Source organism: Acetobacter sp. P1H12_c, assembly GCF_018811975.1.
Taxonomy (GTDB): domain Bacteria; phylum Pseudomonadota; class Alphaproteobacteria; order Acetobacterales; family Acetobacteraceae; genus Acetobacter; species Acetobacter persici.
Window position 1 is genome coordinate 63,412 of record NZ_JACRVR010000007.1, and the last position, 23,132, is coordinate 86,543.

Below are 23,132 nucleotides of genomic sequence, written 5' to 3' on the forward strand. Positions count from 1 at the left end.
GGGGGAGAGGATGATCACTGTCAGACGGGCGGACAGCCTCGGTTTAGTGCGATCAGATAGTCTTGCTCTGCGTTGCCATTTTGCATTTGCGACGTATCGAGACCCGGCATATCAGCATGAGGGGCGCCTGCGGGCTCTCAATCTTGGGGTGCTCTCTCCTTTCGGGACATATTCCCTGGGGCCGGAAGCAGCGGTTGATATTCTGACATGGGTGCAGGCCGGAAGCCTGACGGTGCAGGTGGATGATTTTGCGCCGGAGAGCCTTCAGGTTGAAGGGCTGCATCTGATCAGCACCGGGTCAGGCTGCCAGATGCTGACATGGCAGGCGGGGGCGGAAGGGGCGTCTTTTCTTCAGTTCTGGTTTTTGCCCGATACGGAAGCAGGCACGCCCCGGCAGGAAAGCCGCGCGGGTTTTTCGCAAACAGAAGATGGCGGGTTCAGAATTCTCGCCTCCGGCTTTCCGGAGGATGATCCGGAAGAGACTGAAACCGTGACCGATGGCGCGCCTGTGGCGCTGAGTGCCGGGGCTCGCCTGCTGCATGCGGCCATACCTGCGGGTGAGGGGGTGGCCTATCGCACCAGCCCGGCCCGTGATCTGTATCTGGTGGTGGTATCCGGCGTGGTGCGGGTGCAAGAGACTGTTTTGAAAGCGGGCGATGCCGTTGCCGCGCAGGGGGTAACCACCCTGACAGTCATGGCGCTGGAGCAGGCCGTGGTGCTGCTGACGGATGTGGCTGCGGTGTGACTCAACAGAACCCGCCCCACACTGAAGGTCTGGCTATGACCGGGAGGCCTCTGTCACGAGGCCCCGGAATGGACACCATGCCGTGCGCTCTTCCGTGACCCGACAAGGCTGATGATCAGGAAGAGGGCTGTTTCACAGAGCGCCAGTTCCCATAACGGAAGCGCCTGCCCGGCAAAGCCGACCAGAAGCAGGAGCGCCACACCGATAATCTGGCTGCTGGCCAGCCGCCGCGTGGCGACCCAGCGATATGCGGTGCTGGCCAGCAGGTAGAGTGCGAGGCCGAGCGTCATGACCAGAGCCGGGGCACCGTGCGCTTCTTCCACCGGGTTTTCCAGCAGGAGATCCATCGCGACGGCGGTGACGATAATTCCGGCGATCAGAATAACATGCAGATAGTGGAAATAAGCCCCCATCCGGCCCGGATCGGGCGAACTGCTTATGGCGTGTTCCGCTTCCTCACTGGAGGTTTCAAAATACAGCCACCACATGGCCAGCGTGCAGAGAAAGCTGGTGCCAAATCCGCCCAGTTCAATCCATGACCAGTGCGCGCTTTCCGCAAGGGAAAGGCCGGATGCCATGATGGTTTCCCCAAGAGCGACAATCACAAACAACTGGCAGCGTTCCACAATATGCTTGCCCGAGATGGTCCAGTCCGATGTGTGAGACCGGCCCAGTCCCGGTAGCCAGAAGCCGAACATGGGGGAAAGATATTCACACACCACCCCGGCGGCCCATAACGGAACACGCGCCTCCGGTGTTGCAAGGCCGCCTGCAATCCAGAAACACGCGGCAATAACACCCCAGCCCAGAATACGGCGGTAGTTTGGAGCAAGCGGGTGTGTGGCCGGCAGGCTGAAGACGATGAAGCCCGAGCGGCCGACCTGCATGGCCGCGTAGCAGACCGCAAAGGCCAGCCCCCGCGGGCCAAAGGCTTCTGGCACCGCCGCACCACAGACAAGGGCGAGCGCCATGGTGAGAAACAGCACCCCGCGCAGGGCGGGCACGCGCGGGTCAAACCAGTTTGTCACCCAGCCGGTATATTGCCAGCCCAGCCATGCCGCGAACCACAGGATGAGGGTCTGCACGCCGCCAAGAACCGTCAGATGGTGCAGGAGGCCATGACTGATCTGTGTCACGAGGAACACGTAAACCAGATCAAAAAACAGTTCCTCGTTCATCACACGGGCATTGTCTGCCCCCGGCTTACGCATGAGGCGATGCATTGAGGCGTCCTGTTCAGTCATGAAGGGCTCCGTTGGAAAGGGGGCGCTTTAAACGCTTCCGCTGCAAACCCGCGTTGCGTAGCACATTCCTGCGCCAGAAAGTCGAGAAGAGCCCGGACGGCGGGCACAAGCCCGCGCCGGGACGGAAAAACGGCATGAATAATCCCTGCGCGCGGGTGCCAGCCGGGCAGAACCTGCACAAGGCGGCCTGCCTCAATATCCTGCCAGATCATCATGGTGGGAAGCTGCACAATACCGCCGCCGATCAGCGCGGTTTCCCGCAGAACAGCCATATCATCCGTTGCCAGACGGGGTTCATGAAACACGGTGGCTGTCTGCCCCTGCTGGTTTTCCAGAAGCCATGAGTGGGTGCCGGGATGGGTTTTGAAGTCCAGACTGGGCAGGCCGTTGAGATCCGCCGGGGAGGTCAGCGGCTGGGGTACCAGCGAGGGGGCGGCAACAAGGCACTGGGTGCTGGTGTCCAGCGTGCGCATCACGAGGTCCGAAGGGGCAAGGGGCGGGAAGCGCACCCGAATGGCGAGGTCAAACCCTTCCTTTAAAACATCAACCTGCCGGTTGGTGCTTTCCAGTTGCAGGGTGACGGCGGGGTAGAGCAGCATAAAGCGGGCCAGCAGGGCACCAAACTGAAAGGTGAGCAGGGCAACCGGGCAACTCAGCCGGATCTGCCCGCAGGGTTCAGCCTGAAGACGCGCGACGGAGTGTTCCGCAGCATCCGCCGCCGCCAGCATGGCCTGACAATGCTCATAAAACCGGTGCCCGGTTTCCGTGACGCTGAAATGGCGGGAGGAACGCTGGATAAGGCGCGTGTGCAGCCGGTCTTCCAGCAGGCGGACGCGGCGGCTGAGGAGGGATTTCTGAAGGCCGGTTGCCCGCGCAGCCGCARAAAAACCGCCATGTTTGACGACCTGTGCAAAATATTCAAAGTCGTTGAGGTCTCTCATCGTCCTGCCTGTAGAACGCATTGTTCGATCCTGCGCTCTTCCTGCGACAATAGGGGAAACCCATAGTTCTTATCAAGCAAAGAGGCACAGGCTTCAGGCCTTTGAAAAAGGACAAGACCATGCAGAAGAAAATTCTTGGCACTTACGGCAATGACCGTGGTCACTGGGTGGGGGACGGCTTTCCTGTCCGCTCCCTGTTTTCCTACACCCAGTTTGGCAAGCATCTCAGCCCGTTTCTGCTGATGGATTATGCCGGACCGCACGCTTTTGAACCCACCGACGCGAGGCGGGGTGTTGGCGAACATCCGCATAAAGGGTTTGAGACGGTGACCATCGTCTATGACGGCGAGGTTGAACACCGGGATTCCTCGGGCGGGGGCGGTATTATCGGGCCGGGTGATGTGCAGTGGATGACGGCAGGGAACGGCATTCAGCATGAAGAATTTCATTCTCCGGCTTACGCGAAAACCGGCGGAAATTTTCGGATGGTCCAGTTGTGGGTCAATCTGCCCGCAAAAGATAAAACAGCTCCGGCGGGGTACCAGACTCTACTGGCAGACCAGATCCCCACCGTGCCGTTGCCGGATAATGCCGGGCATTTGCGCGTGATTGCAGGAGAGTGTGACGGGGCCCATGGTCCGGCCCGCATTTTCTCACCTCTGAACGTGTGGGATGGGGTGCTGCATGAAGGAGCGCAGGTGACGCTGAGCGTGCCTGCCGGACACAACGCGGCCATTGTCTCTCTGGAAGGGCGGCTGATTTTAAACGGGACGCAGGAACTCGGGGCTGCTCAGTTTGCGTTACTAGACCATGAGGGCGCGACGGTGACGGTACAGGCCGCCAGAGAAAGCAGCTTTCTGGTGCTGACGGGAGAGCCGCTGAACGAGCCGATTGCGGGATACGGACCCTTTGTTATGAACACGCAGGATGAAATCCGGCAGGCGATTGAAGATTTCAATAACGGACGGTTTGGCGGCATTCACGCCTGACCTGTCTGCAAACGAACAACAGGAGAAAATCCATGTCTCAGACTAAGCCTCTTCACTTCGTCACCCTGCTGGGCAGCCTGCGAAAAGGGTCCCTGAATGCAATTGTCGCCCGGACCCTGCCGGAACTGGCCCCGGAGGGAATAACCATCACGCATCTGGGGTCAGTCGGGGATTTTCCGCATTATGATCAGGATGTGCAGGAGCAGGGTTTTCCGGCACCTGTGCTGGCCATGGCGGAGCAGATCCGGGCGGCGGACGGGCTGATTATTGTAACGCCTGAGTATAATTACTCTATCCCCGGTGTGCTGAAAAACGCGCTGGACTGGCTCTCCCGCGTGGCTCCTCAGCCACTGGCAGGCAAGCCGGTGGCGTTGCAGACTGTTTCTCCCGGTGCGATCGGCGGGGCGCGGGCACAGTACCACCTGCGGCAAACTCTGGTGTTTCTGGACGCATTTGTGCTGAACAAGCCGGAGGTGATGATCGGGCAGGCCATGAGCAAGTTTGACGCAGAGAATTTGCGCCTGACAGACGAGCCAACCCGTGCCTACCTCACACGCCAGATTGCAGCCCTCGGCGCGCTGGCAAGGCAGGTCTCCCCGCATACGCCTGATGCGGGCTAAACTGGCCGCGTCAGGTGGGTTCAAAAAAGCTGGGAGATAAAGAACTTTCCTATGATTGAGCGCCATCATCGTTCTGACGGATGATGGCGCAGGGGGAGTTCACCCCTAAAGAGGCGTCTGCGCGAACCTCTATCGGTTGTAAAAAACCGGGGAGGATCGCGGACGGCTTAAGTAGCTGTTTTGGAATGAAAAAATTTTCATACTCCGAGATCGGACAGCCAGAAAAGCCGACTGAGTATCAGGTTCGCGCAAAGCCCCCGATTTTTCTTGTGCGCATCAGGTGATATGCTCGCGCAGTCGCCTCCCATGCGGGGGCGTGGATAGAAACTGGTCACTCCCGTGCCGCCGAAGCAGCACGGCAGGTCGCCTCCCATGCGGGGGCGTGGATAGAAACTTAGAAGGAGGAATATCACACTCAAGCACAACCGGTCGCCTCCCATGCGGGGGCGTGGATAGAAACTGGCAAGGCGGGTGGCACATCTGGTGTGCTGTCAAGTCGCCTCCCATGCGGGGGCGTGGATAGAAACCGCAACGTGGTCGCCAAGGATGTTGCGCCTGTTGTCGCCTCCCATGCGGGGGCGTGGATAGAAACACGCGCACCAGCGTGTCAGCTCCGATCATGGAAAGTCGCCTCCCATGCGGGGGCGTGGATAGAAACCAGGATATTTACAGCGGCAAGATTTTGTCCTGGCGGTCGCCTCCCATGCGGGGGCGTGGATAGAAACGGGTTGCGGATAATGCCGTTGAGCACTGCAAACTGTCGCCTCCCATGCGGGGGCGTGGATAGAAACCGGGACATGGAGGAGAACATTGCAAAGGATATCCGTCGCCTCCCGTGCAGAGGCGTGGATAAAGATAAAAGAGAGCGCGCTTTTTTGCGTCCCCGGGACGTTCTCGGGGGCACAGCAGGCTGGGTGCAGGGTGGCATCCAGCCTGAGTGGTTTCAGGAAGTTAGTGAGACGCGGGCTGAGGCAGAGGTGTGCCGGTTTCAGGGTCAAGCAGAAGAGGGGTGAGGCGCGGGGGGCTGGTGAAGTCAAACAGGTCGGTCAGATCATGCGCGACAGCATCAAAGGAGCCGCCACCAAGACGCTGGCCGTTCAGCCAGTTATCTTCGATAAAGCGCGGGATCGAGCTTTGCGTGATCTGAACATGGCTGACTGCGTTGGTGCGCGCCCATGGGGAGATCAGAATAAACGGGATACGGGTGCCCGGTCCGCAGCGCCCGTTGACAGGCTTGCCACCAACCCCGGCAAAGGCTGTGCCCGTGCCACAGCGGCCCGGAGCATTCAACTGATCAACTTCCGGATCAAATGACCCATGCTGAGGCGGGATAAAAGCGTGGTCATACCAGCCGTCTGAATCATCATAGGCAATCAGGATTGCGGTATCGCGCCATTCGGGCCGCTGTTGCAGCATGTTAACAAGCGGGACAATGCCCTGCTGCTCATCCAGCGGGTCAGAATAGCCGCCATGCCCGTCCTGAAATGCGGGCAGCTTGATGAATGACACAGCCGGAAGACGACCCGCCGCAACAACGGCTTTGAAATCTTCCAGATCATATTCATGATTTGCAGGATCGCGTGTTTTACCATCCGCGCTCAGGGTATGGCCGATAGCGGCAAGGGAGCTGGGGCGTGCATGCGTTGGGTTAGCGGTGCTGGCGTAATACTGGAACCAGTTATGGTGGGAAATATAGTCGGTAATGACTTCATGCACCACGGGGGAATATGTGGCGCGCTGGCAACCGGTTGAACCATCGCTGTTTTTGGTTTGCAGGTTGAAACCGCCCATAAACCCGCCCCATGAGACATTTGCGGCGGTCAGCAGGTCCCCGATATTTTTACCGGTCATCATGACCTGATTGCCTTTAACGGAGCAGACGTCTCCCGCCGGGTCAATGTCATTGATCATCGTCCAGCCGCCCTGACCATCCGCAATAAAGGGCGAGGTAATCTCTTTTGTGGCGGGTTTCTGCGTGGTGGCAATAATTTTCATGCCGTTGGTCTGGCCCGAGACAGCCTCCAGCGCGCCGGGGGTGGAGGGGCCGTAGGTGTCCGTATAGGCGGCATCACTCATGGCAAAACGCTGCGCGTAGTTCCACAGCGCCGTGACGGTATTGCCGTCAAAATACCCCATAACCTGCCCGCGCGTGCCAAAAGCCCCCGCACCGCCGGATGTGCCGCGCCCTGTATAACGTGGGAAGAGGTCCGCCTTGCCATCATGATATGCCATCTGCTCGGCGGTATAGAGGTGGTTCTGGTCTGCCGTGCTGGCCTGAGTGCGGTCCAGCCGGAACGGGAGGGCGGCGTTTTTCCCGTTTTCGGGGTTGGTATTCGGGTTTGTTTCCAGCAGATGCGCGCTGAGCAGGGTGTTGGCGGCAGGCGTTTGCGGAGACGCTTTAAAAACAGGTTCGCCCGCCGGATTGCTCGCAACGGGGTAAGTGCCGAAATAATGGTCGAACGCGACGTTTTCCTGATAAATGACAACCAGATGCTTGATGGGTGTCCGTGTTGTTGTGTCAGGCTCTGCTGCCCATGCGGAGGGGAGAACTGTCAGCATTGACGTGCTGAGGCACACAATACTGCAAAAAGTTTTAAACATGGGCATCCCTGCAAAAATAAACGTCAAAGCCGGTCTTATACCATAAGCCCTCTTTCATGCCGAAGAGCAGAAAGAGGGCTTAGGATGTATAAAATTTCAGGTTTTTGCAGGGGTAGGAGGTCTTTGTGGAGAGGCAGGTTGTGCGGGGGCGTGGATACTGAAACATCAGTAAAAACAGGCCCCCTTTCAGGCAGGGATTTTCCCAGTCTTGCCCGCTCAGCCCTGAGCGTGCAGCAGTTCCTTCCCGGCAAGATAGATGGCAGAGAAACCACAGAACAGGCCTTCATACCCGGCAATCGTGCCGAAAATCGGCAGACCGGTAAATTCTCCAGCCGCCAGAAGCAGGAAGAGAATAACAAGGGTTGAAAAAATAACCTGAAGCTCCTTAGAGGCTTTCAGCGTCGCGACAAAAAGAATGGCGGTGAACAGCCCCCAGATGGTCAGATAGCTGCCAATAAGAGCGGGGGAAGAGGCCGGAATAACGCCAAAATGCGGAAGAACAATGAGCAGAACAAAAGAAATCCAGAATGCGCCGTAAGAGGTAAAGGCTGTCAGGCCAAACGTATTGCCTTTAAAAAATTCCAGTATGCCTGCAAAAATCTGGGCGGTACCGCCAAAAATAATGCCCATGGCGAGAATGGCTGACCCCATGGAGACCAGTCCGGCATTGTGAAGGTTGAGGAGAACCGTCGTCATGCCAAAACCCATCAGGCCCAGAGGGCCCGGATTAGCGTAGGATTTTTCGCTCGTCACCGTATTTATTCCTGTTTCTTATGATTGTTATTCCTTACCTTATGGCCGGGCTGCGGGGGAAAGATATTAAAATCGGAATTAACGCTGATCACATTCATGATTGCTCACAAACCCGTCAGAGTCAGCAAGAATTAAAATCCGGGCGCACGGTACCGTTCAGGAAACGCGGCGTTTCATGATTTAAAAAGAGGACTAAATTTTGAGAGGAAAAGAAAGTGAAAAGGCAGGCCCCGGGGAGGGAGCCTGCCGGTAGGTGTGATCAGGCCGGAGCGTCGATATCAACGACGTTGATCAGCTTGTGATTAACAAATTCCTTGATGCCAAGACCAACCAGTTCGCGCCCGAAGCCGGAGCGGGCCACGCCGCCGAAGGGCAGGTCTGCCTTGGGGATCAGCGGATGGTTGATGTTCACCATGCCAGTGCGGATCTTGCTGGCAACGCGAACGCCGCGTGCTTCGTCTTTCGTGAAGACAGCGCCACCAAGACCATACGGAGAATCATTGGCGATGCGGATGGCGTCCGCTTCATCCTTGGCGCGGTAAAGCTGCGTCACCGGGCCAAAGAATTCCCAGTGGCGGGCTTCATTTTCACCGTCCAGACCTGTCATCAGCAGAGGGCGGAAGAACGTGCCTTTTTCCGGCACTTCCTGACCAATCACCTCAACTTTTGCACCGTGCTTGACGGCTTCTTCAACCTGACGGTGCAGGTCTTCCACTGCGGCGCGGGAAGACAGGGGAGCCAGTGTGGTGGACGGGTCCATCGGGTCACCCGCTTTAAGCTCGGCAACGCCTTTTTTGTAAAGCTCTACAAAGCGGTCATAGATCGTGTCATCCACAATCAGACGCTTGGCGGATACACAGACCTGACCAGCATTCCAGTGGCGGCCCATAACGGCCCATTTGACGGCTTTTTCAACATCCGCGTCATCCAGAACCAGGAAGGCATCTGCGCCACCCAGTTCCATCATGGATTTTTTCAGCGCCTTGCCTGCAACCCCGGCAATAATGGAGCCAGCACCTTCAGACCCGGTGAGCGCCACGCCGCAGACGCGGGGGTCATTCAGGATCAGGGCTGTGTGAGAACGCGCGGCATACAGGTTCCGGAACAGGCCTTTGGGCAGTCCGGCCTCGTTCATCAGTTCTTCACAGGAGGCAGCGCACTGCGGCAGGTTGGATGCGTGCTTGAGCAGCACGGCATTCCCTGCGGAAAGCTGCGGCGCAATGATGCGGACAACCTGATAGAACGGGAAGTTCCACGGCTCGACGGCAAACACGATGCCAAGCGGTTCATGCACCAGTGTAGCTTTGCCGGTTGCCGGGTCTGCCACGGGCAGGGATTCAGGCTTCAGAAGGTCTTCTGAATATTTACCGTAATATTCAAAAATTTCGGCGGAGAGAATAACTTCGCCTTTAGCTTCAGCTAATGTCTTGCCCATTTCAAGCGTCGCAAGACGGGCATATTTGTCAATATCACGCCGCAGAATAGCGGCGGCGGCATTCATAATACGCGCACGTTCAGCAAAAGATGTATCACGCCATTTTTCAAAGGCGGCGTGGGCTTCAGAGAGTGCAGTCTGGACTTCCTGATCTGTAGCCTCAGGGAAAGTGGCAACCACCTCCTCCGTGTAAGGGTTTGTCGTCGCGTAAGCCATCATTACCTCATAAAAACTCAAAAACAGGAAAAGGAGAGCGATCCCGCATCCGCGGTATCCGATCAGGAAGAGCAGAGTGTCTCATTCTGCTTTATCGCCAACCCTTGCACCGTGACTAAATATAGACCGGCGACTTTCTGGCAGAAAGGGGGTGTGCCCTTGGGGCATATAGGAGAGATGGATAAAAAATGAAGTCTGATGGGGTGGGGATGATCTGGCATTCCGGAGTTTATTATATTTTTTCAGATATCAATGGCATTATAAAAACAAAAATTTAGATGAAATAAAAGCATAAATATTAATAAAAAATTTAATAAAAATTATATTGAGGCTATTTTTGTGGGAATAAAGAATTTTTATTTTTATAAAATGGTCTGTAATTGAATATATTTATGATATATGACGTTTTGTTTTGTAAGTTATTTCCAAAAAACTATTTTTTAATTTTCATATATTATTTTGTATTCTTACCATGGAATATTTAGAGCAAATTTCATCCCAAGTGGCAGCTAGTAAAAATAATGTGATCTATTCATTTTTTTTATCTAACGAACTGCTCAAATATGTCGATTTTTTTCTCTTAAGGGACAGAAATGCGAAGATTTTCCTTCTGGAAAGATATTCTGTGTCGTCTTCCTTCGCGGTCAGGGGGCTTACGGGGCGATTATCTATGTTTCGTAAAATATGGTGAATGCTGAAAATCGAGGACGCTGTGTTGTGTGTATAACCGGCGCAGGGCCGATGATTGAACCAGTCTCCTGTGGTGCTTCATGCTCAGTGTTCTGGGGGCGAGTTGCATAGAAACGCTATGGCACCCCGGACATTCCCGGCTGCCATGCTGCCTGACAGGCCGGAAATCTGCTCAATATCCAGCAGAGGGTTCCGTGCCATGTAGAGCAGGGATTCCAGCCCCATGGTCAAAAGCGTGGCGGCAATAAAGCTCAGCCGGTCCGGAGAAATGCTCTCAACGGGCATCAGGCGCAGAATATTCTGTTTAAGGTCCTCCAGCATGTCCCGCGTCTCCTTCATGGTGAACAGCCGGGCGCGAATATGATGCTGGTTCAGTTCAAAAAAACGAGGGGCTCCGTTGATACTGATCAGTTCCCGTAAAACGGCCTGATTGCTTCTGGTTAGCATCATGTCCAGATTGTCAGTCGGGCAGCGGGATTGCTGGACAACAGTCCTGACGCGATCAGCAACTTTGATCAGCAGAATATCAAAAATCTTTTCCTTGGTTTTGTAATAATTGTAGAAGCTGCCGGGGGAAACAGCGCTCAGGGAGACAATGTCCCGCACGGTTGCCGCATCCAGCCCGAGGGTTGAAAACACAGTCCATGCCGCCCGCTCAAAAGCCTCTTCCTTGAAGGCTCTTGTCATTTCTCTCTTCCGGGAGGTCCGGTAGGCTTTGCGTCTCGCGGGTGCATCTGTGGGGGCATCCGGGGGAGAAAGCTGCGGGTTTGTCTTCAACGCTCGTCGGGCTCCTTCAGGCCTTTTCAGGCAGGGCGGGCGGCATTTTGCCCAAACAGGAAATGATCACAGAATAATCTTTGTGTTCCAATGTCATACGGAAAGCAAGCGGGTCAGCAGTGTCTCAGGCGCGCGTGGTGGTGCGGACCAGAGGTGACTTTCGGGTTAGGATGGCGGCTGGTTGCTCCACCCTCCGCCCAGAGCGCGGGCAAGCTGCACGGTGGCGAGGGCTTGCCGTGTCTGCGCGCTGGCCAGATCATCCTGTGCTGCAATCTTCTTGATGCGTGTTGTCAGCACGTCCTGCATGGTAAAACGCCCGCCTTCATACAGCCCGCGCGCCTGCGTGGCGGCCCGAGAAAGGGCGCTGACTTCCGCCGTCAGACTGGTGATGGACTGGTCCGCGCTGCTCCGGTTTTCATACGCATCTTCCACTTCCGCCAGTGCTGTCAGCACCGTCTGATCATAGGTGGCGAGTGTCTGATGGAGTTGCGCGTCGGAAGCATGGATTTTGGCCTGTATCCGGCCCGCATTGAAGAGGGGCAGATAGGCGTTGACTGCCATCAGGCCGCCAGAGCCCGACACGCCGGGAATCCCATCAAACCGCAGACGGCCATCGCCGCCAAAAAACTCCAGCCCGAAGCGGGGCAGGAGGTCGGTTTTGGTGCTGATAAGCCGTTGCAGACTGGCGTCCAGCAGGTGTTTTTCCAGCCGGACATCTGGCCTGCGCTCCAGAACTGTGGAGGGCAGCTCAGTCATCGGGGGCGCCGGGACACGATACTGCGCCGGAGCGGAAAGATCGGGGGCCTGTTCGGGCGGCAGGCCGGACAGAATGGCCAGCCGGTGGCGGCAGGCATCCAGTGCAGCGACCAGCAACGGCCGTTGTACCTGCGCTGCGGCAATCTGGCCCCGGATGGTTTCCAGATCCGCCTGCGTGGTCTGCCCGGCATCAAAACGCGCGCTGGCATAATGCAGCAGGGACTGAAGCGTGCTGACGGACTGGTCCAGCAGGGCAATCCGCTGTTGCAAGCCGCGCGCTGTGACGTAATTGGCCGCGACATCTGCCGCAATGGCCATATGGGTGCCGTGCAGAACGTCTTCCGATGCCAGAGCCATCTGCCTTGCCACTCGCGCTCTTGCCCGGTTACCACCCCAGATATCTGGCTCCCATGCCATGGTAATGCCCGCCAGATGGCCGTCCGTCGCAGGGTCCTGAATATTGGGTTCCGCCATTTTCAGCAGAGGCGGCACAGGATGCCGCCAGTCCATCCCGCCACCCATCATGCCTGCCGTTGCGCCAAGTGTGGGATACAGGGCCGATTTTGCCATTGTGGTGTAAGCGCGGGATTCCTGCACACGGGCCTGCGCCACCCGGATCTCTGGGTTGGCGGCCAGAGCCTGCTGGATCAGGCGGGTCAGCAGCGGGTCCTGCCATGCCGTCCACCATGTCGTGAGGTCTGTTGCCTCTGTGCTGGCCGGAGCTGCTGTAAACTGTGCGGGCAGAGTGACCTGCGAGGGAGGCATCTCGGTTTTAAAAGGGGAGCAGGCCACAGCGCCTGAGCACAGGAGCGTGGTCAGCAGCAGGCGGGCGGTAGGGGCTGAAAAAGACATCGGCAGTCAGTCCTGACGGGCAAGCATGGAGCGAAAGCGGAGCAGCGCCATGGCAAGAAAAAGAGTGGAGGAAAACACAATAGCCAGCAGCGAGGGCCAGATACTTTCAAAGCCTGCGCCGCGATACAGGATGGATTGTGAGATTTTCACGAACTGGGTGGTGGGGAAAAACCGCACCAGAGACTGCACAAGGTCCGGCATGCTCTCCACCGGGGTCGCGGCTCCGGAGAGCAGATAGGCCACGGCATAGACAGGCACCACCAGCAGCCCGAACTGCGGCATGGTCGGCGCAATGGTGGCCAGCATGATGCCCAGAGAGGTGACGGAGAACAGGTAAAGCACAAGGCAGGCGGTAAACAGGAACAGATTGCCGACAATGGGCACGCCGAGCCACAGATGCACCGTCAGCCAGAGGGACAGCAGGCTGGCCACCAGAATGACCGCCCCGTTGGCCAGAATTTTCCCGACGGCGATCTGGCTGGCCGAGACCGGCAGCACCAGCAGGTGCTCTATGGTGCCGTGTTCCCGCTCACGGATCACCGCGGCCCCGACCAGAACAATGGAGAGAACTGTCGCGTTGGTGACAACCTGCATGACAGAGGTAAACCATGCGGACTCACTGTTCGGGTTAAAGCGGATACGGCTTTCCCCGTGGAAGGGCATCAGGGCGTTCAGATCAGGGGTATGGAGTTGCGCCTGTGCCTCCGCCATAAAAATCTGTTGCAGATAGACAGCCCCCAGCCCGGCCTGTGTCATGGCGGTGGCGTCAATCAGCTCCTGAACATCCGGCGTGCGGCCTGCCAGTGTGTCGGCCTCAAAACGGGGCGGGATATCAATCACAAAGTTATAGGTGCCGTTATCCATCCCGGCTTTGCTGTGAACGCGGTCCGTCAGTGTTGGCTGCTTGAAATATGGTGGCAGCACGACAGAGCGGAGCTGGCGGGAAAGGGCGGAATGGTCTTCATCAATAAACGCCACAGTGGCGTTGGAGACATCAATCCGCACGCCATGCGCTACCAGCACAACGGCAAAAGAGAAGGAAAAGACAATCAGCCCCATCAGGACAAAGTCCCGCATCAGGCTGTAAAATTCCTTGCGGCACAGCAGGCCGACATTCATGACCCAGCGCAGCATCAGCTATCCTGCTTTTTAAGGAAAAGACGCGCCCCGAGCATGTAGACCGCAGCAAAGGCGGCCAGTGCGGCATACATGGACAAAAAGGACCCGACCCCAAGCCCTTTGGTAAAGCTGCCCAGACAGATAAGCTGGAACCATGAGGCCGGGAATGTCTCTGCCAGATAGTAGGTCGCGCCCGTCAGGGTGGAAATGGGGTAGAGCAGGCCGGAAAAATTGGCGGACATGATCAGGCAGATAATAGCCGTGCCGAAAATAGCCGCGACCTGAGAGCTGACAAAGGTTGAAATCAGCAGGCCCAGCCCCGTGCAGGCCAGAATATACAGCACAGCCCCCACCGTCAGGCCGAGGAATGACCCCTTGAGTGGTACCCCCAGCGCCGTGACAGAGAGGACAACCAGCACCAGATAGGCAAGGATGGCCAGCCCGACATAAGGCAACTGCTTGCCCACCAGATATTGCCCGGAACTGGCTGGGGAGGCGTAGAGGTTCATGATGGAGCCAATTTCTTTCTCCCGCACCACGCCAAGGGCTGTCAGCATGGTGGGGATCAGGATAAGGGCCAGCATGATGGTGCCAGGTGTCATGGCGTAAATGCTGCGGAATTCCTGATTATAGGCAAAGCGCGGCACAATATTGATGGGCATCAGACCGGCGGTAGTGGAGGCGGGCAGGGCTTTTTGCAGACTGGCTGCGTATGTCAGCAGCACGGCATCTACATAGGCGCGGACATTGGCGCTCAGGAACGGCATTGCGCCGTCAATCACCACCCCCACAGTAGGGTTGCGCCCTGCCGCCAGATCCCGCCCGAAGCCATCCGGAATATCCAGCCCGAGCGCAACCTGCCCCTGCCGGATACGGGTTTCCAGTGTTTCGCGGTCCGGGGAGTAGGCCGTCTCATGGAAATAGCGGGAGCCACGGAACTGCTCGGCCAGTTCCCGGCTGGCGTGGGTATGGTCATAATCCGCGACGGTATAGCGGATGGTATTGATATCAAACGAGACGCTGTAGGCGGAAATCAGCAGCAGGATGGTCGGGCCAAGAATGGCGAACATCAGGCGCAGGCGGTCCCGCGTCAGTTCCACGGCTTCTCGCCGCGCAAAGGCCCAGCAGCGGGAAAACCAGCGGAGCCACGCGGGAATTTCCCGCGCAGGCGCTGTGCTGGTCTGAGCCTGTTGTGGTGTGCTGGCCGCTGAGACGCTGTTTCCCGCATGTTCAAGAAACGTGATGAACGCATCTTCCAGTGTTGCGGCGTGGGCGTCCTGAATGATCTCCTCCGGAGTGCCCATTGCCAGAACCTTCCCTTTGTCCATCAGGGAAATACGGTCACAGCGGGCGGCTTCATTCATAAAATGCGTGGAGACAAAAATCGTCACATGCTGCTCACGGGACAGCGCGACCAGATGTTTCCAGAACATATCCCGCGCGGCGGGGTCCACGCCGGAGGTGGGTTCATCCAGAATGAGGATGTCCGGAGCATTGATACAGGCCGCCGCCAGTTGCAGCCTTTGCCGGATGCCTAGTGGCAGGCCGGTCGGGCGGGCGTCTGCCTGTTCCTCCAGCCGGAAGTCTGACAGCATTTTAGCAACGCGGCGTCTGGCTTCTGCGCCGGAGAGGCGGAACAGTTCCGCCTGAAGCATGAGGTTCTGCCGGACTGTCAGTTCTTCATACAGCGAGAAGCCCTGAGACATATAGCCAATGCGCATCCGTGTGGACATGTCCCCCGGCGTCACCTTGCGGCCAAACAGGGTCGCGGTGCCGCTGGTAATGTCCAGCAGGCCGGTCAGCATCTTCATGGTCGTGGATTTGCCGCAGCCGTTGGAGCCGAGGAAGCCGAAAATCTCGCCCCGCCGGATGCGGAAACTGACATTATCAACGGCTTTAAACGTGCCAAACTGGCGTGTCAGGTTTTCAGCATCAATAACGGGCGGGCTGCCATCATCCTGGTAGGGCGGAATGGTGAAGTCAGAAATTTCTTTCTGGTCCGCCTCTGGCAGCAGGGAGGTATAGGCGGCCTCGACTGTTGTGGTGCCGGTCTGTTTTTTAACGTCCGCTGTCGGGGCGGAGGCCAGAATACGACCGTCATTCATGGCGATAAGCCAGGAAAACCGTTCAGCTTCATCCATATAGGCCGTGGAGACAATGACGGTCATGGATGGCCGCTCGGCCCGCATCTGGTCCACCAGTGCCCAGAACTGGCGGCGGGAGAGCGGGTCCACCCCTGTCGTCGGTTCATCCAGAATCAGCAGGTCCGGATTATGGACCAGTGCGCAGCACAGGCTGACTTTCTGTTTCATACCGCCGGAGAGCTGCCCCGCTGGCCGGTTGGGGAAGGGGGCCAGCCCGGTAGCCTCCAGCAGGTGCGTAATACGGCTGGCGCGTGTGAGGGCATCCAGCGCAAACAGCCTGCCGAAGAAATCAATATTCTCGCGCACGGACAGGGTGGGGTAGAGGTTTTTCCCGAGCCCCTGTGGCATGAAGGCAAGGCGCGTCAGAAACGCTTCGCGCTCTGCTTTGTTACGAATATCCACGCCCAGCGTGTGGATGGTGCCGGTTTGCAGGTGCCGCACCCCGGCAATCAGCCCCAGCAGAGTGGATTTTCCCACCCCATCCGGCCCGACAAAGGCAATGGTCTGGCCTGCGGGAAGGGTAAGGGAGACATCATGCAGAACATCATGCCCGCCATAGGCGTGGCAGACACCTTCCACACGGATTTCAGACGGAGGGGTGGCCATCACCCGGCATTGCTCCGCAGGGCGGTTTTGGGCCATGCGGCGTCCGGACGCTGCCTGATATAGCCTTCACCCGTCATGCCAGCTTTGAGAAGGGCGCCAAGATGCTGCTGTTCTTCCGGTGTGACGCGGAGTTTGACACGATAGACAAGCTGCTCCCGCTCTGTCGCGGTCTCCACATATTTAGGCGTGAACTGGGCCTGACTATCAATAAAGGAAACGGTCGCCAGAACGGGGGTGTCGATGCCATCAAACTTGATACGCGCGTCATCTCCCACTTTCAGGCTGTTCACGGCGGCTGTGGGAAAAAACAGCGTCATATACGGGTCAACCGGGTCCAGCATAGAAAAAACACGGCCTCCCGGTGCCACCACGCTGCCTGTTTCCACAATACGGTATTCAATCCGGCCTGCTACAGGGGCCCGCAGGGTCATGTCCTCCAGCACGGTCTGAATCTGGCGGACCTGTGCCGCGGCACCGTCCTTTGCGTGCCGGGCTTCCTGCACGGCCTGCGCCGCAGCGGCCACGGCAGCCTGAGCAGACTCAACCTGTGTGCGGCGCTGTGTGACTTCCATGTCTGAAACAAGGTTCTGGCGGCGCATGGTCTGGGCATGCCGCAGTTCATCCTGCGCAAGGCGCAAAGACGCCTGATGCGCTGAAAGCTCCGCACCGGCCCGCTCTGCGGCACTGGCTGCCCGGTTCTGCTGGGCGGTGGCCTGATCATACTGGCTCTGTATGGTAGCAGTATCTTCCTGCGCCAGAACCTGATTGGCGGTAACGCTATCCCCTTCATGAACCAGAAGCTTTGTGATCCTGCCCGGATATTTTGCCGCAACGTCTATGCGCGTTAATTCCAGACGCCCGTTTCCGTAAAGAATGCCATCCGGCACCCGTTCCGCCTGCTGATGCTGGTGCCATGCAAAGGCTCCTCCTGCAACAATAAGGAGAGACGCAGCAATAATCGTGATTTTTACAGGAGCTTTCACAATGGACCTTGTCTGGCAAAAAACGGATGAAGGTGGAGGTGGTGTGCGTTAAAGACGCGGCACTATGCTTAATTCATGACGGAATCGTCAAGTTATTAATGCGTCATTTATATGACGCTATACAGAACTGTTCAGGTCTTGATTAAAAGCGGTTTCGTCAAGGTATTTCCGCGCTCCCGGCTAAATTGACCTAAATCAATGAAGCCATACAAAATCTTCATTTTTCATAAATTTGTAAAGTTGACAGATCGTTCGTGTTTTATATGGTGTGCTGCAACATGACGTGTCGGGCGTGCCTGCTGCCTGTTTTGCTCAGAGCCTTAAAATTCGTGCCGCACGTGACGGGAGAACGATAATGCCGATGAAGCTCCACGATATGACGCAGATTATGCAGGACACTGCGCGGCGCGGCGTAGGAAGCCGAAGGTGGCAGCGCCCTGTTTACGAACATTTTCTGCCCCCCTGTAATCAGGCCTGTCCGGCCGGGGAGGATATTCAGGGCTGGCTGGCTCATGCGCAGGCCGGCGCATATGAGCAGGCATGGCGGGCGCTTGTGGCCAATAACCCGATGCCAGCCGTGCATGGCCGCGCCTGTTATCATCCCTGTGAGAGCGGTTGTAACCGCGGAGCGCTGGATGGATCCGTGTCTATCCACGCGGTAGAACGGTTTCTGGGGGATGAAGCCCTGAAAAATGGCTGGGCGTTTGAAGCAGCGCCGGCCAGCGGCAAGAAAGTTCTGATTGTCGGCGCAGGGCCTGCCGGACTTTCCTGTGCTTACCATCTGGCGCGGCAGGGTCATGCTGTTGAAATCCGTGACGCCGCAGCTGAGCCGGGCGGCATGATGATGCACGGGATTCCGGCCTATCGCCTGCCTCGCGCGGAACTCCAGCAGGAAATTGCCCGGATTGCCGCTATGCCCGGCGTCACCCTGACATGCGGCGTTAAGGTGGATGATCTCGCAAAAGCCAAAGCCGAGGGCGGGTTTGATGCGGTTTTTGTGGCGGTAGGCGCACAGCTTGCCAACCATCTGAATGTGCCCACCGGGGATGGAAAACGGCTGGTAGATGCTGTCAGCCTGCTGGACGATGTCAGCGCACAGAAAAAGCCGCAGCTTGGCCGCGTGGTGGCTGTTGTGGGCGGCGGGAACGTGGCGATGGATGCCGCCCGTACGGCAGAACGCCTTGGTGCGCGGGATGTGGTGATTGTCTTCCGGTATGATCAGGACCACATGGAGGCGCTGCCGGGTGAGGCTGCGGAGGCTTTTGCCGAAGGTGTTAAAATTCGCTGGCTGAACGTGGTGGACCATTTCGGGGCGGATGGCATTACGGTCGAGACCGTCACCATGAATGAGGATGGCAGCGTCACACCGACGGGGGAAACCACAACGCTGGCTGCGGACTCTGTGGTGATGGCTGTCGGGCAGCATAGTGATCTGTCCCTGCTGGCGACGACGCCTGATGTAACGGTGCAGAAAAATGATACGGTTGCCGTGGATGCCACAACCCTGATGACAGGCGCTCCGGGCATTTTCGCGGGTGGCGACTGCATTGGCGGGGCCCGCACCATGACGACGGCCACCGGGCATGGCAAACGCGCAGCGCATGCAATCCATGCCTATCTGAAGGGTGAGGCCTACGTGCATCCGGAAAGCCATCCTGTTGTCAGCTTTGATATGCTGCATCTGCCAGACTATCGGGATGCACCGCGCAGCAAACAGCCCGAACGCGCGCTGACAGACCGGACCGGGTTTGAGGAAGTGACCGGAGGGTTAACCGAGCGTCAGGCACGGTATGAGGCCGGTCGCTGCCTGTCCTGCGGCAACTGCTTTGAATGTGACAACTGTTTTGCCGCCTGCCCGGAGCAGGCCATTACGCGGCTGGGGCGCGGGAAGGGGTATGAGGTGTCCATGGACCTCTGCACGGGCTGTGCGCTCTGCGCCGCCCAGTGCCCCTGCCACGCCATAGACATGCAGCCAGAACCACCGGATGACCACGCCGCGACGGGGAACCTTGGGGAGCCCATTGCTCCGGCCAGCTTCAAAGTGCGTGCGTGAGAGGGAAAAGCGTCATGACCGACCAGAGTGTGACCGTAAAAAGTGTGACCATGGATGGCAACACCGCTGTTGCCCATATTGCCTACCGCGTGAATGAAGTCTGCGCCATTTACCCTATCACGCCGTCCTCCACCATGGCGGAGCTGGCGGATGCCTGGTCAGATCAGGGGATACGTAATATCTGGGGCAGTGTGCCGGTGGTGCAGGAAATGCAGGCCGAAGGCGGGGCCGCCGGATGTGTGCATGGTTCCCTGCAAACCGGCGCTCTGACCACGACCTTTACAGCATCACAGGGCCTGATGCTGATGATCCCCAACATGTTCAAGATTGCGGGCGAACTCACATCGACCGTTTTCCACGTTGCTGCCCGTGCGCTGGCAGCCGGGGCGTCCTCTATCTTTGGGGATCATCAGGATATTATGGCTGTCCGGGCCACGGGTTTTGCCATTCTGGGGGCCAGCACCGTGCAGGAGGGGCATGATCTGGCCCTGATCGCGCAGGCCGCAACGCTGGAAGCCCGCGTTCCGTTTATTCACTACACGGACGGGTTCCGGACATCGCACGAATATAACGGGCTGCATCTGGTGCCGGATGAAACCATTCGCGCCATGATTGATGATAAGCTGGTTCTGGCGCATCGCAAACGCGGCCTTAGTCCGGAAAATCCGTTTATTCGCGGGACATGGCATAATCCGGATACGTATTTTCAGAGCCGTGAATCCGTGAACCCGTTTTATCAGCGGGTGCCGGATATCGTGCAGTCCGCCATGGACCGTTTTGCGGCGCTGACTGGCCGCCAGTATCAGCTGTTCCGGTATGAGGGCGCACCGGATGCCGAGCGGGTTGTGGTGTGCATGGGCTCTGGTGCGGAAGTGGTGCGTGAGACGGCAAAATGGTTGTGCCAGCAGGGGCAGAAGGTTGGCGTCTTGCAGGTGCGCCTGTTCCGGCCGTTTTCGGTGAAGCATTTTCTGCAAGCGCTCCCCAGAACCGTCCGCTCCATTGCCGTGCTGGACCGCACGAAGGAGCCGGGCGCGCCCATGGAGCCGCTGCATGCGGATGTGGTGGGCGTTCTGGCCGAGGGCGTGGGGGAAGGGCTTTTTCCGCATATGCCGCGCGTTATTGGCGGGCGGTATGGCCTGTCCTCCAAGGATTTCAACCCAGCCATGGCGCGGGCGGTGTTTGATGAACTGGCAAAGCCTGCCCCCAAAAACCATTTTACCGTCGGTATTCTGGATGATGTGGGCCAGACCAGCCTCACATATGACGAGAATTTTGACATTGAGCCGGAAGGCACGGTGCGGTGCCTGTTCTACGGTCTGGGCGCGGATGGCACGGTGGGGGCCAACAAGAACAGTGTTAAAATTCTGAGCGAAAAACCCGGCTGGTTTGCGCAGGCCTATTTTGATTATGACTCCCATAAATCCGGCGGGGAGACAGCCTCGCACGTCCGGTTTGGCAAAAGCCCGATTACGGCGCCGTATCTGATCCGCCATGCTGACTTTATTGCCTGCCACAAGTTTGATTTCCTGTTCCGCAGGGATGTGCTGGGGGCCGCGAATGACGGCATTTCATTCCTGCTGAACAGCCCGTATGGGCCGGATGAAGTCTGGGACTATCTGCCCCGTAAGGTGCAGGATCAGATTGTTTCCAAAAAGCTACGGTTTTTTGTGATCAACGCGTCGGACGTTGCGCTGAAGCTCGGGCTTGGCCCGCGCGTAAACACCATTCTGCAAACCTGTTTTTTCCATCTGTCCAATGTGCTGCCAGCGGATGAGGCTATTGCGGAAATCAAGGCGGCCATTCAGAAATCTTACGGGGCAAAAGGGGATGCTGTCGTTCAGCTCAACTTCCGTGCTGTAGATGCCGCACTTGATGCACTGCACGAGGTCAGGGTGCCAGATCAGGCAACGGGTACGGTGCCGATGCCGCCGGTTGTGCCGGAGACTGCGCCGCTCTTTGTCAAACAGGTGACTGGTGAAATTATTGCAGGACGCGGGGATCTGATCCCGGTGAGCCATATGCCGGTCGATGGAACATTTCCCAGTGGCACCACGCAGTATGAAAAACGCAATATTGCGGTGGAAGTGCCTGTCTGGGACCCGGACACCTGCCTGCAATGCGGCCAGTGCAGCATTGTCTGCCCGCATAGCGTCATTCGCGCCAAAATGTATGATGTGGCGGATCTTGAAGGAGCGCCTGCTGCGTTCAAATCTGCGGAGATCAATGCACGGGGGTATCCTGACTCCCGTTTCACTCTCCAGTTCTATGTGGAAGACTGCACAGGCTGTGGCGTGTGCGTGGAAAACTGCCCGGCAATTGTGCCGGAAACAGAAAAACGCGCGATCAATATGGGTGAAAAACTCCCTATTCTGGAACAGGAACGTCAGAATATCGCGTTTTTTGAAAAACTGCCTGATATGGACAGGACAACCATTAATGAGGCCAATGTCCGTGGGGTGCAGTTCCTTGAGCCTCTGTTTGAGTTTAGCGGGGCGTGTGCGGGGTGTGGTGAGGCCCCGTATCTGAAGCTGATTTCCCAGTTGTTTGGTGACAGGCTTCAGATTGCAAACGCCACGGGTTGCTCTGCTATTTTTGCGGGCAATACTCCTGCCCATGCCTGGAAAGCGAATGCTGACGGGCGCGGGGTGGCATGGTCCAACTCCCTGTTTGAAGATAATGCCGAATTTGGTCTGGGTTTCCGCATCGCGGCGGATGAACAGACCAGTCTCGCCCGCCAGCTTGTGCAGAAACAGTCTGCTCTGGTGGGTGAGGATCTGGCGAAAGCCCTGCTCAGCGCCTCGCTGCATACGGAAGCGGATTTTGCAGAACAACGGCGGCGGGTTGCAGCCCTCAAGCAGAAGCTGGAAGGGGTGGACGCGCCGGACGCAATCATGCTGCTTTCCGTGGCGGACTTCCTGATCCGCCGCTCTATCTGGATTGTCGGCGGGGATGGCTGGGCGTACGATATTGACTCAGGCGGGCTGGACCACGTGCTGGCACAGGGCCGGAACGTAAATGTGCTGGTGCTGGATACGGAAGTCTATTCCAACACCGGCGGCCAGTCCTCCAAGGCAACGCCGCTGGGGGCTTCCGCCAAGTTTGCGGCAGCAGGCAAACGGGCGCCGCGCAAGGATCTCGCTATGCAGGCCATTTCCTACGGGAATGTGTATGTGGCGCAGGTTGCTATGGGGGCAAACCCGGAGCAGGTGGTGCTCGCCATGCGGGAAGCCGAGGCGTATGAGGGGCCATCCATCATTCTGGCCTACTCCCAGTGCATTGCGCACGGTATTGAGATGCGTACAGGCATGAAGCAGGCGGCGCGTGCGGTGGCCTCCGGCTACTGGCCCCTGTTCCGGTTTGACCCGACCATGCGGAAAAGCGGGCTGAACCCGTTCCGGCTGGATTCAACGCGCCCGCGTATACCGCTGGAAGACTATGCTTATAAGGAACTGCGCTACAAAACCCTGACCCGGACGCACCCGGAGGCAGCGGCGCACATGCTGCATCAGGCGCAGGCGGCGCTGAATGAACGCTACCGCCTTTATGAGGATCTCGCCGCCCGTGATGGCAGCCGCTTCCTGCCGCACTGGGAAGATGTGGACTGAAGT

The 23,132-nt window shown here is 57.7% G+C and carries 15 protein-coding genes and 1 CRISPR repeat array; of the genes, 5 read left to right on the forward strand and 10 right to left on the reverse strand.

The window, feature by feature from the left end; all coding sequences use genetic code 11:
- Positions 1 to 10 precede the first annotated feature (10 nt).
- Complete coding sequence (locus KP699_RS06520) at positions 11 to 745, forward strand: hypothetical protein (protein WP_215762032.1); 735 nt, start codon at positions 11 to 13, stop codon at positions 743 to 745.
- 53 nt (positions 746 to 798) lie between these two features.
- Here KP699_RS06520 and KP699_RS06525 read toward each other — a convergent pair whose 3' ends face one another.
- A complete protein-coding gene (locus KP699_RS06525) occupies positions 799 to 1,989 on the reverse strand; it encodes a low temperature requirement protein A (RefSeq protein ID WP_215762033.1) in 1,191 nt (396 codons plus the stop codon).
- Positions 1,986 to 2,930: a LysR substrate-binding domain-containing protein gene (locus KP699_RS06530; RefSeq protein WP_215762034.1), complete on the reverse strand. Its 945-nt coding sequence runs from the start codon at positions 2,928 to 2,930 to the stop codon at positions 1,986 to 1,988. The genes KP699_RS06525 and KP699_RS06530 overlap by 4 nt, the downstream gene beginning before the upstream one ends.
- Positions 2,931 to 3,049: 119 nt before the next feature.
- Between KP699_RS06530 and KP699_RS06535 the strand changes: the two genes are divergently transcribed.
- Together KP699_RS06535 and KP699_RS06540 are read left to right on the forward strand one after the other, a co-directional pair.
- Positions 3,050 to 3,919, forward strand: coding sequence for a pirin family protein (locus tag KP699_RS06535; RefSeq protein WP_215762035.1), 870 nt, complete (start codon positions 3,050 to 3,052; stop codon positions 3,917 to 3,919).
- Between the two features lie 32 nt (positions 3,920 to 3,951).
- Positions 3,952 to 4,539 (forward strand): NADPH-dependent FMN reductase, encoded by a 588-nt coding sequence (locus KP699_RS06540; protein WP_215762036.1) that lies wholly within the window; start codon positions 3,952 to 3,954, stop codon positions 4,537 to 4,539.
- Between the two features lie 296 nt (positions 4,540 to 4,835).
- Positions 4,836 to 5,396: a CRISPR direct-repeat array (repeat unit 32 nt; unit sequence GTCGCCTCCCATGCGGGGGCGTGGATAGAAAC).
- Between the two features lie 94 nt (positions 5,397 to 5,490).
- Here KP699_RS06540 and KP699_RS06545 read toward each other — a convergent pair.
- From KP699_RS06545 to KP699_RS06580, 8 genes are all read right to left on the reverse strand, one after another.
- Positions 5,491 to 7,140 (reverse strand): alkaline phosphatase family protein, encoded by a 1,650-nt coding sequence (locus KP699_RS06545; protein ID WP_215762037.1) that lies wholly within the window; start codon positions 7,138 to 7,140, stop codon positions 5,491 to 5,493.
- A gap of 216 nt (positions 7,141 to 7,356) precedes the next feature.
- Positions 7,357 to 7,893, reverse strand: a complete 537-nt coding sequence (locus KP699_RS06550) for an acetate uptake transporter (protein ID WP_256940517.1) — start codon at positions 7,891 to 7,893, stop codon at positions 7,357 to 7,359.
- A gap of 259 nt (positions 7,894 to 8,152) precedes the next feature.
- Positions 8,153 to 9,544: an NAD-dependent succinate-semialdehyde dehydrogenase gene (locus KP699_RS06555; RefSeq protein ID WP_215762058.1), complete on the reverse strand. Its 1,392-nt coding sequence runs from the start codon at positions 9,542 to 9,544 to the stop codon at positions 8,153 to 8,155.
- A 774-nt stretch (positions 9,545 to 10,318) separates the two neighbouring features.
- On the reverse strand, positions 10,319 to 11,011 hold the full coding sequence (locus tag KP699_RS06560) for a TetR/AcrR family transcriptional regulator (RefSeq protein ID WP_252346839.1): 693 nt from the start codon (positions 11,009 to 11,011) through the stop codon (positions 10,319 to 10,321).
- 165 nt (positions 11,012 to 11,176) lie between these two features.
- Complete coding sequence (locus KP699_RS06565) at positions 11,177 to 12,619, reverse strand: TolC family protein (protein ID WP_374196895.1); 1,443 nt, start codon at positions 12,617 to 12,619, stop codon at positions 11,177 to 11,179.
- 6 nt (positions 12,620 to 12,625) lie between these two features.
- Positions 12,626 to 13,753 (reverse strand): ABC transporter permease, encoded by a 1,128-nt coding sequence (locus KP699_RS06570; protein ID WP_215762038.1) that lies wholly within the window; start codon positions 13,751 to 13,753, stop codon positions 12,626 to 12,628.
- Complete coding sequence (rbbA, locus tag KP699_RS06575) at positions 13,753 to 16,488, reverse strand: ribosome-associated ATPase/putative transporter RbbA (RefSeq protein WP_215762061.1); 2,736 nt, start codon at positions 16,486 to 16,488, stop codon at positions 13,753 to 13,755. The genes KP699_RS06570 and rbbA overlap by 1 nt, the downstream gene beginning before the upstream one ends.
- Positions 16,488 to 17,471 carry an HlyD family secretion protein gene (locus KP699_RS06580; protein ID WP_215762039.1) on the reverse strand — a complete coding sequence of 328 codons (984 nt, stop codon included), beginning with the start codon at positions 17,469 to 17,471 and terminating at the stop codon, positions 16,488 to 16,490. The genes rbbA and KP699_RS06580 overlap by 1 nt, the downstream gene beginning before the upstream one ends.
- 355 nt (positions 17,472 to 17,826) lie before the next feature.
- Here KP699_RS06580 and KP699_RS06585 point away from each other — a divergent pair, with 355 nt between their 5' ends.
- Both KP699_RS06585 and nifJ read left to right on the forward strand, forming a co-directional pair.
- Positions 17,827 to 19,524 carry an NAD(P)-binding protein gene (locus KP699_RS06585; protein ID WP_215762040.1) on the forward strand — a complete coding sequence of 566 codons (1,698 nt, stop codon included), beginning with the start codon at positions 17,827 to 17,829 and terminating at the stop codon, positions 19,522 to 19,524.
- A gap of 14 nt (positions 19,525 to 19,538) precedes the next feature.
- Entirely contained in the window at positions 19,539 to 23,129 is a 3,591-nt protein-coding gene (gene nifJ, locus KP699_RS06590; RefSeq protein WP_215762041.1) for a pyruvate:ferredoxin (flavodoxin) oxidoreductase, read from the forward strand.
- Positions 23,130 to 23,132: the final 3 nt, after the last annotated feature.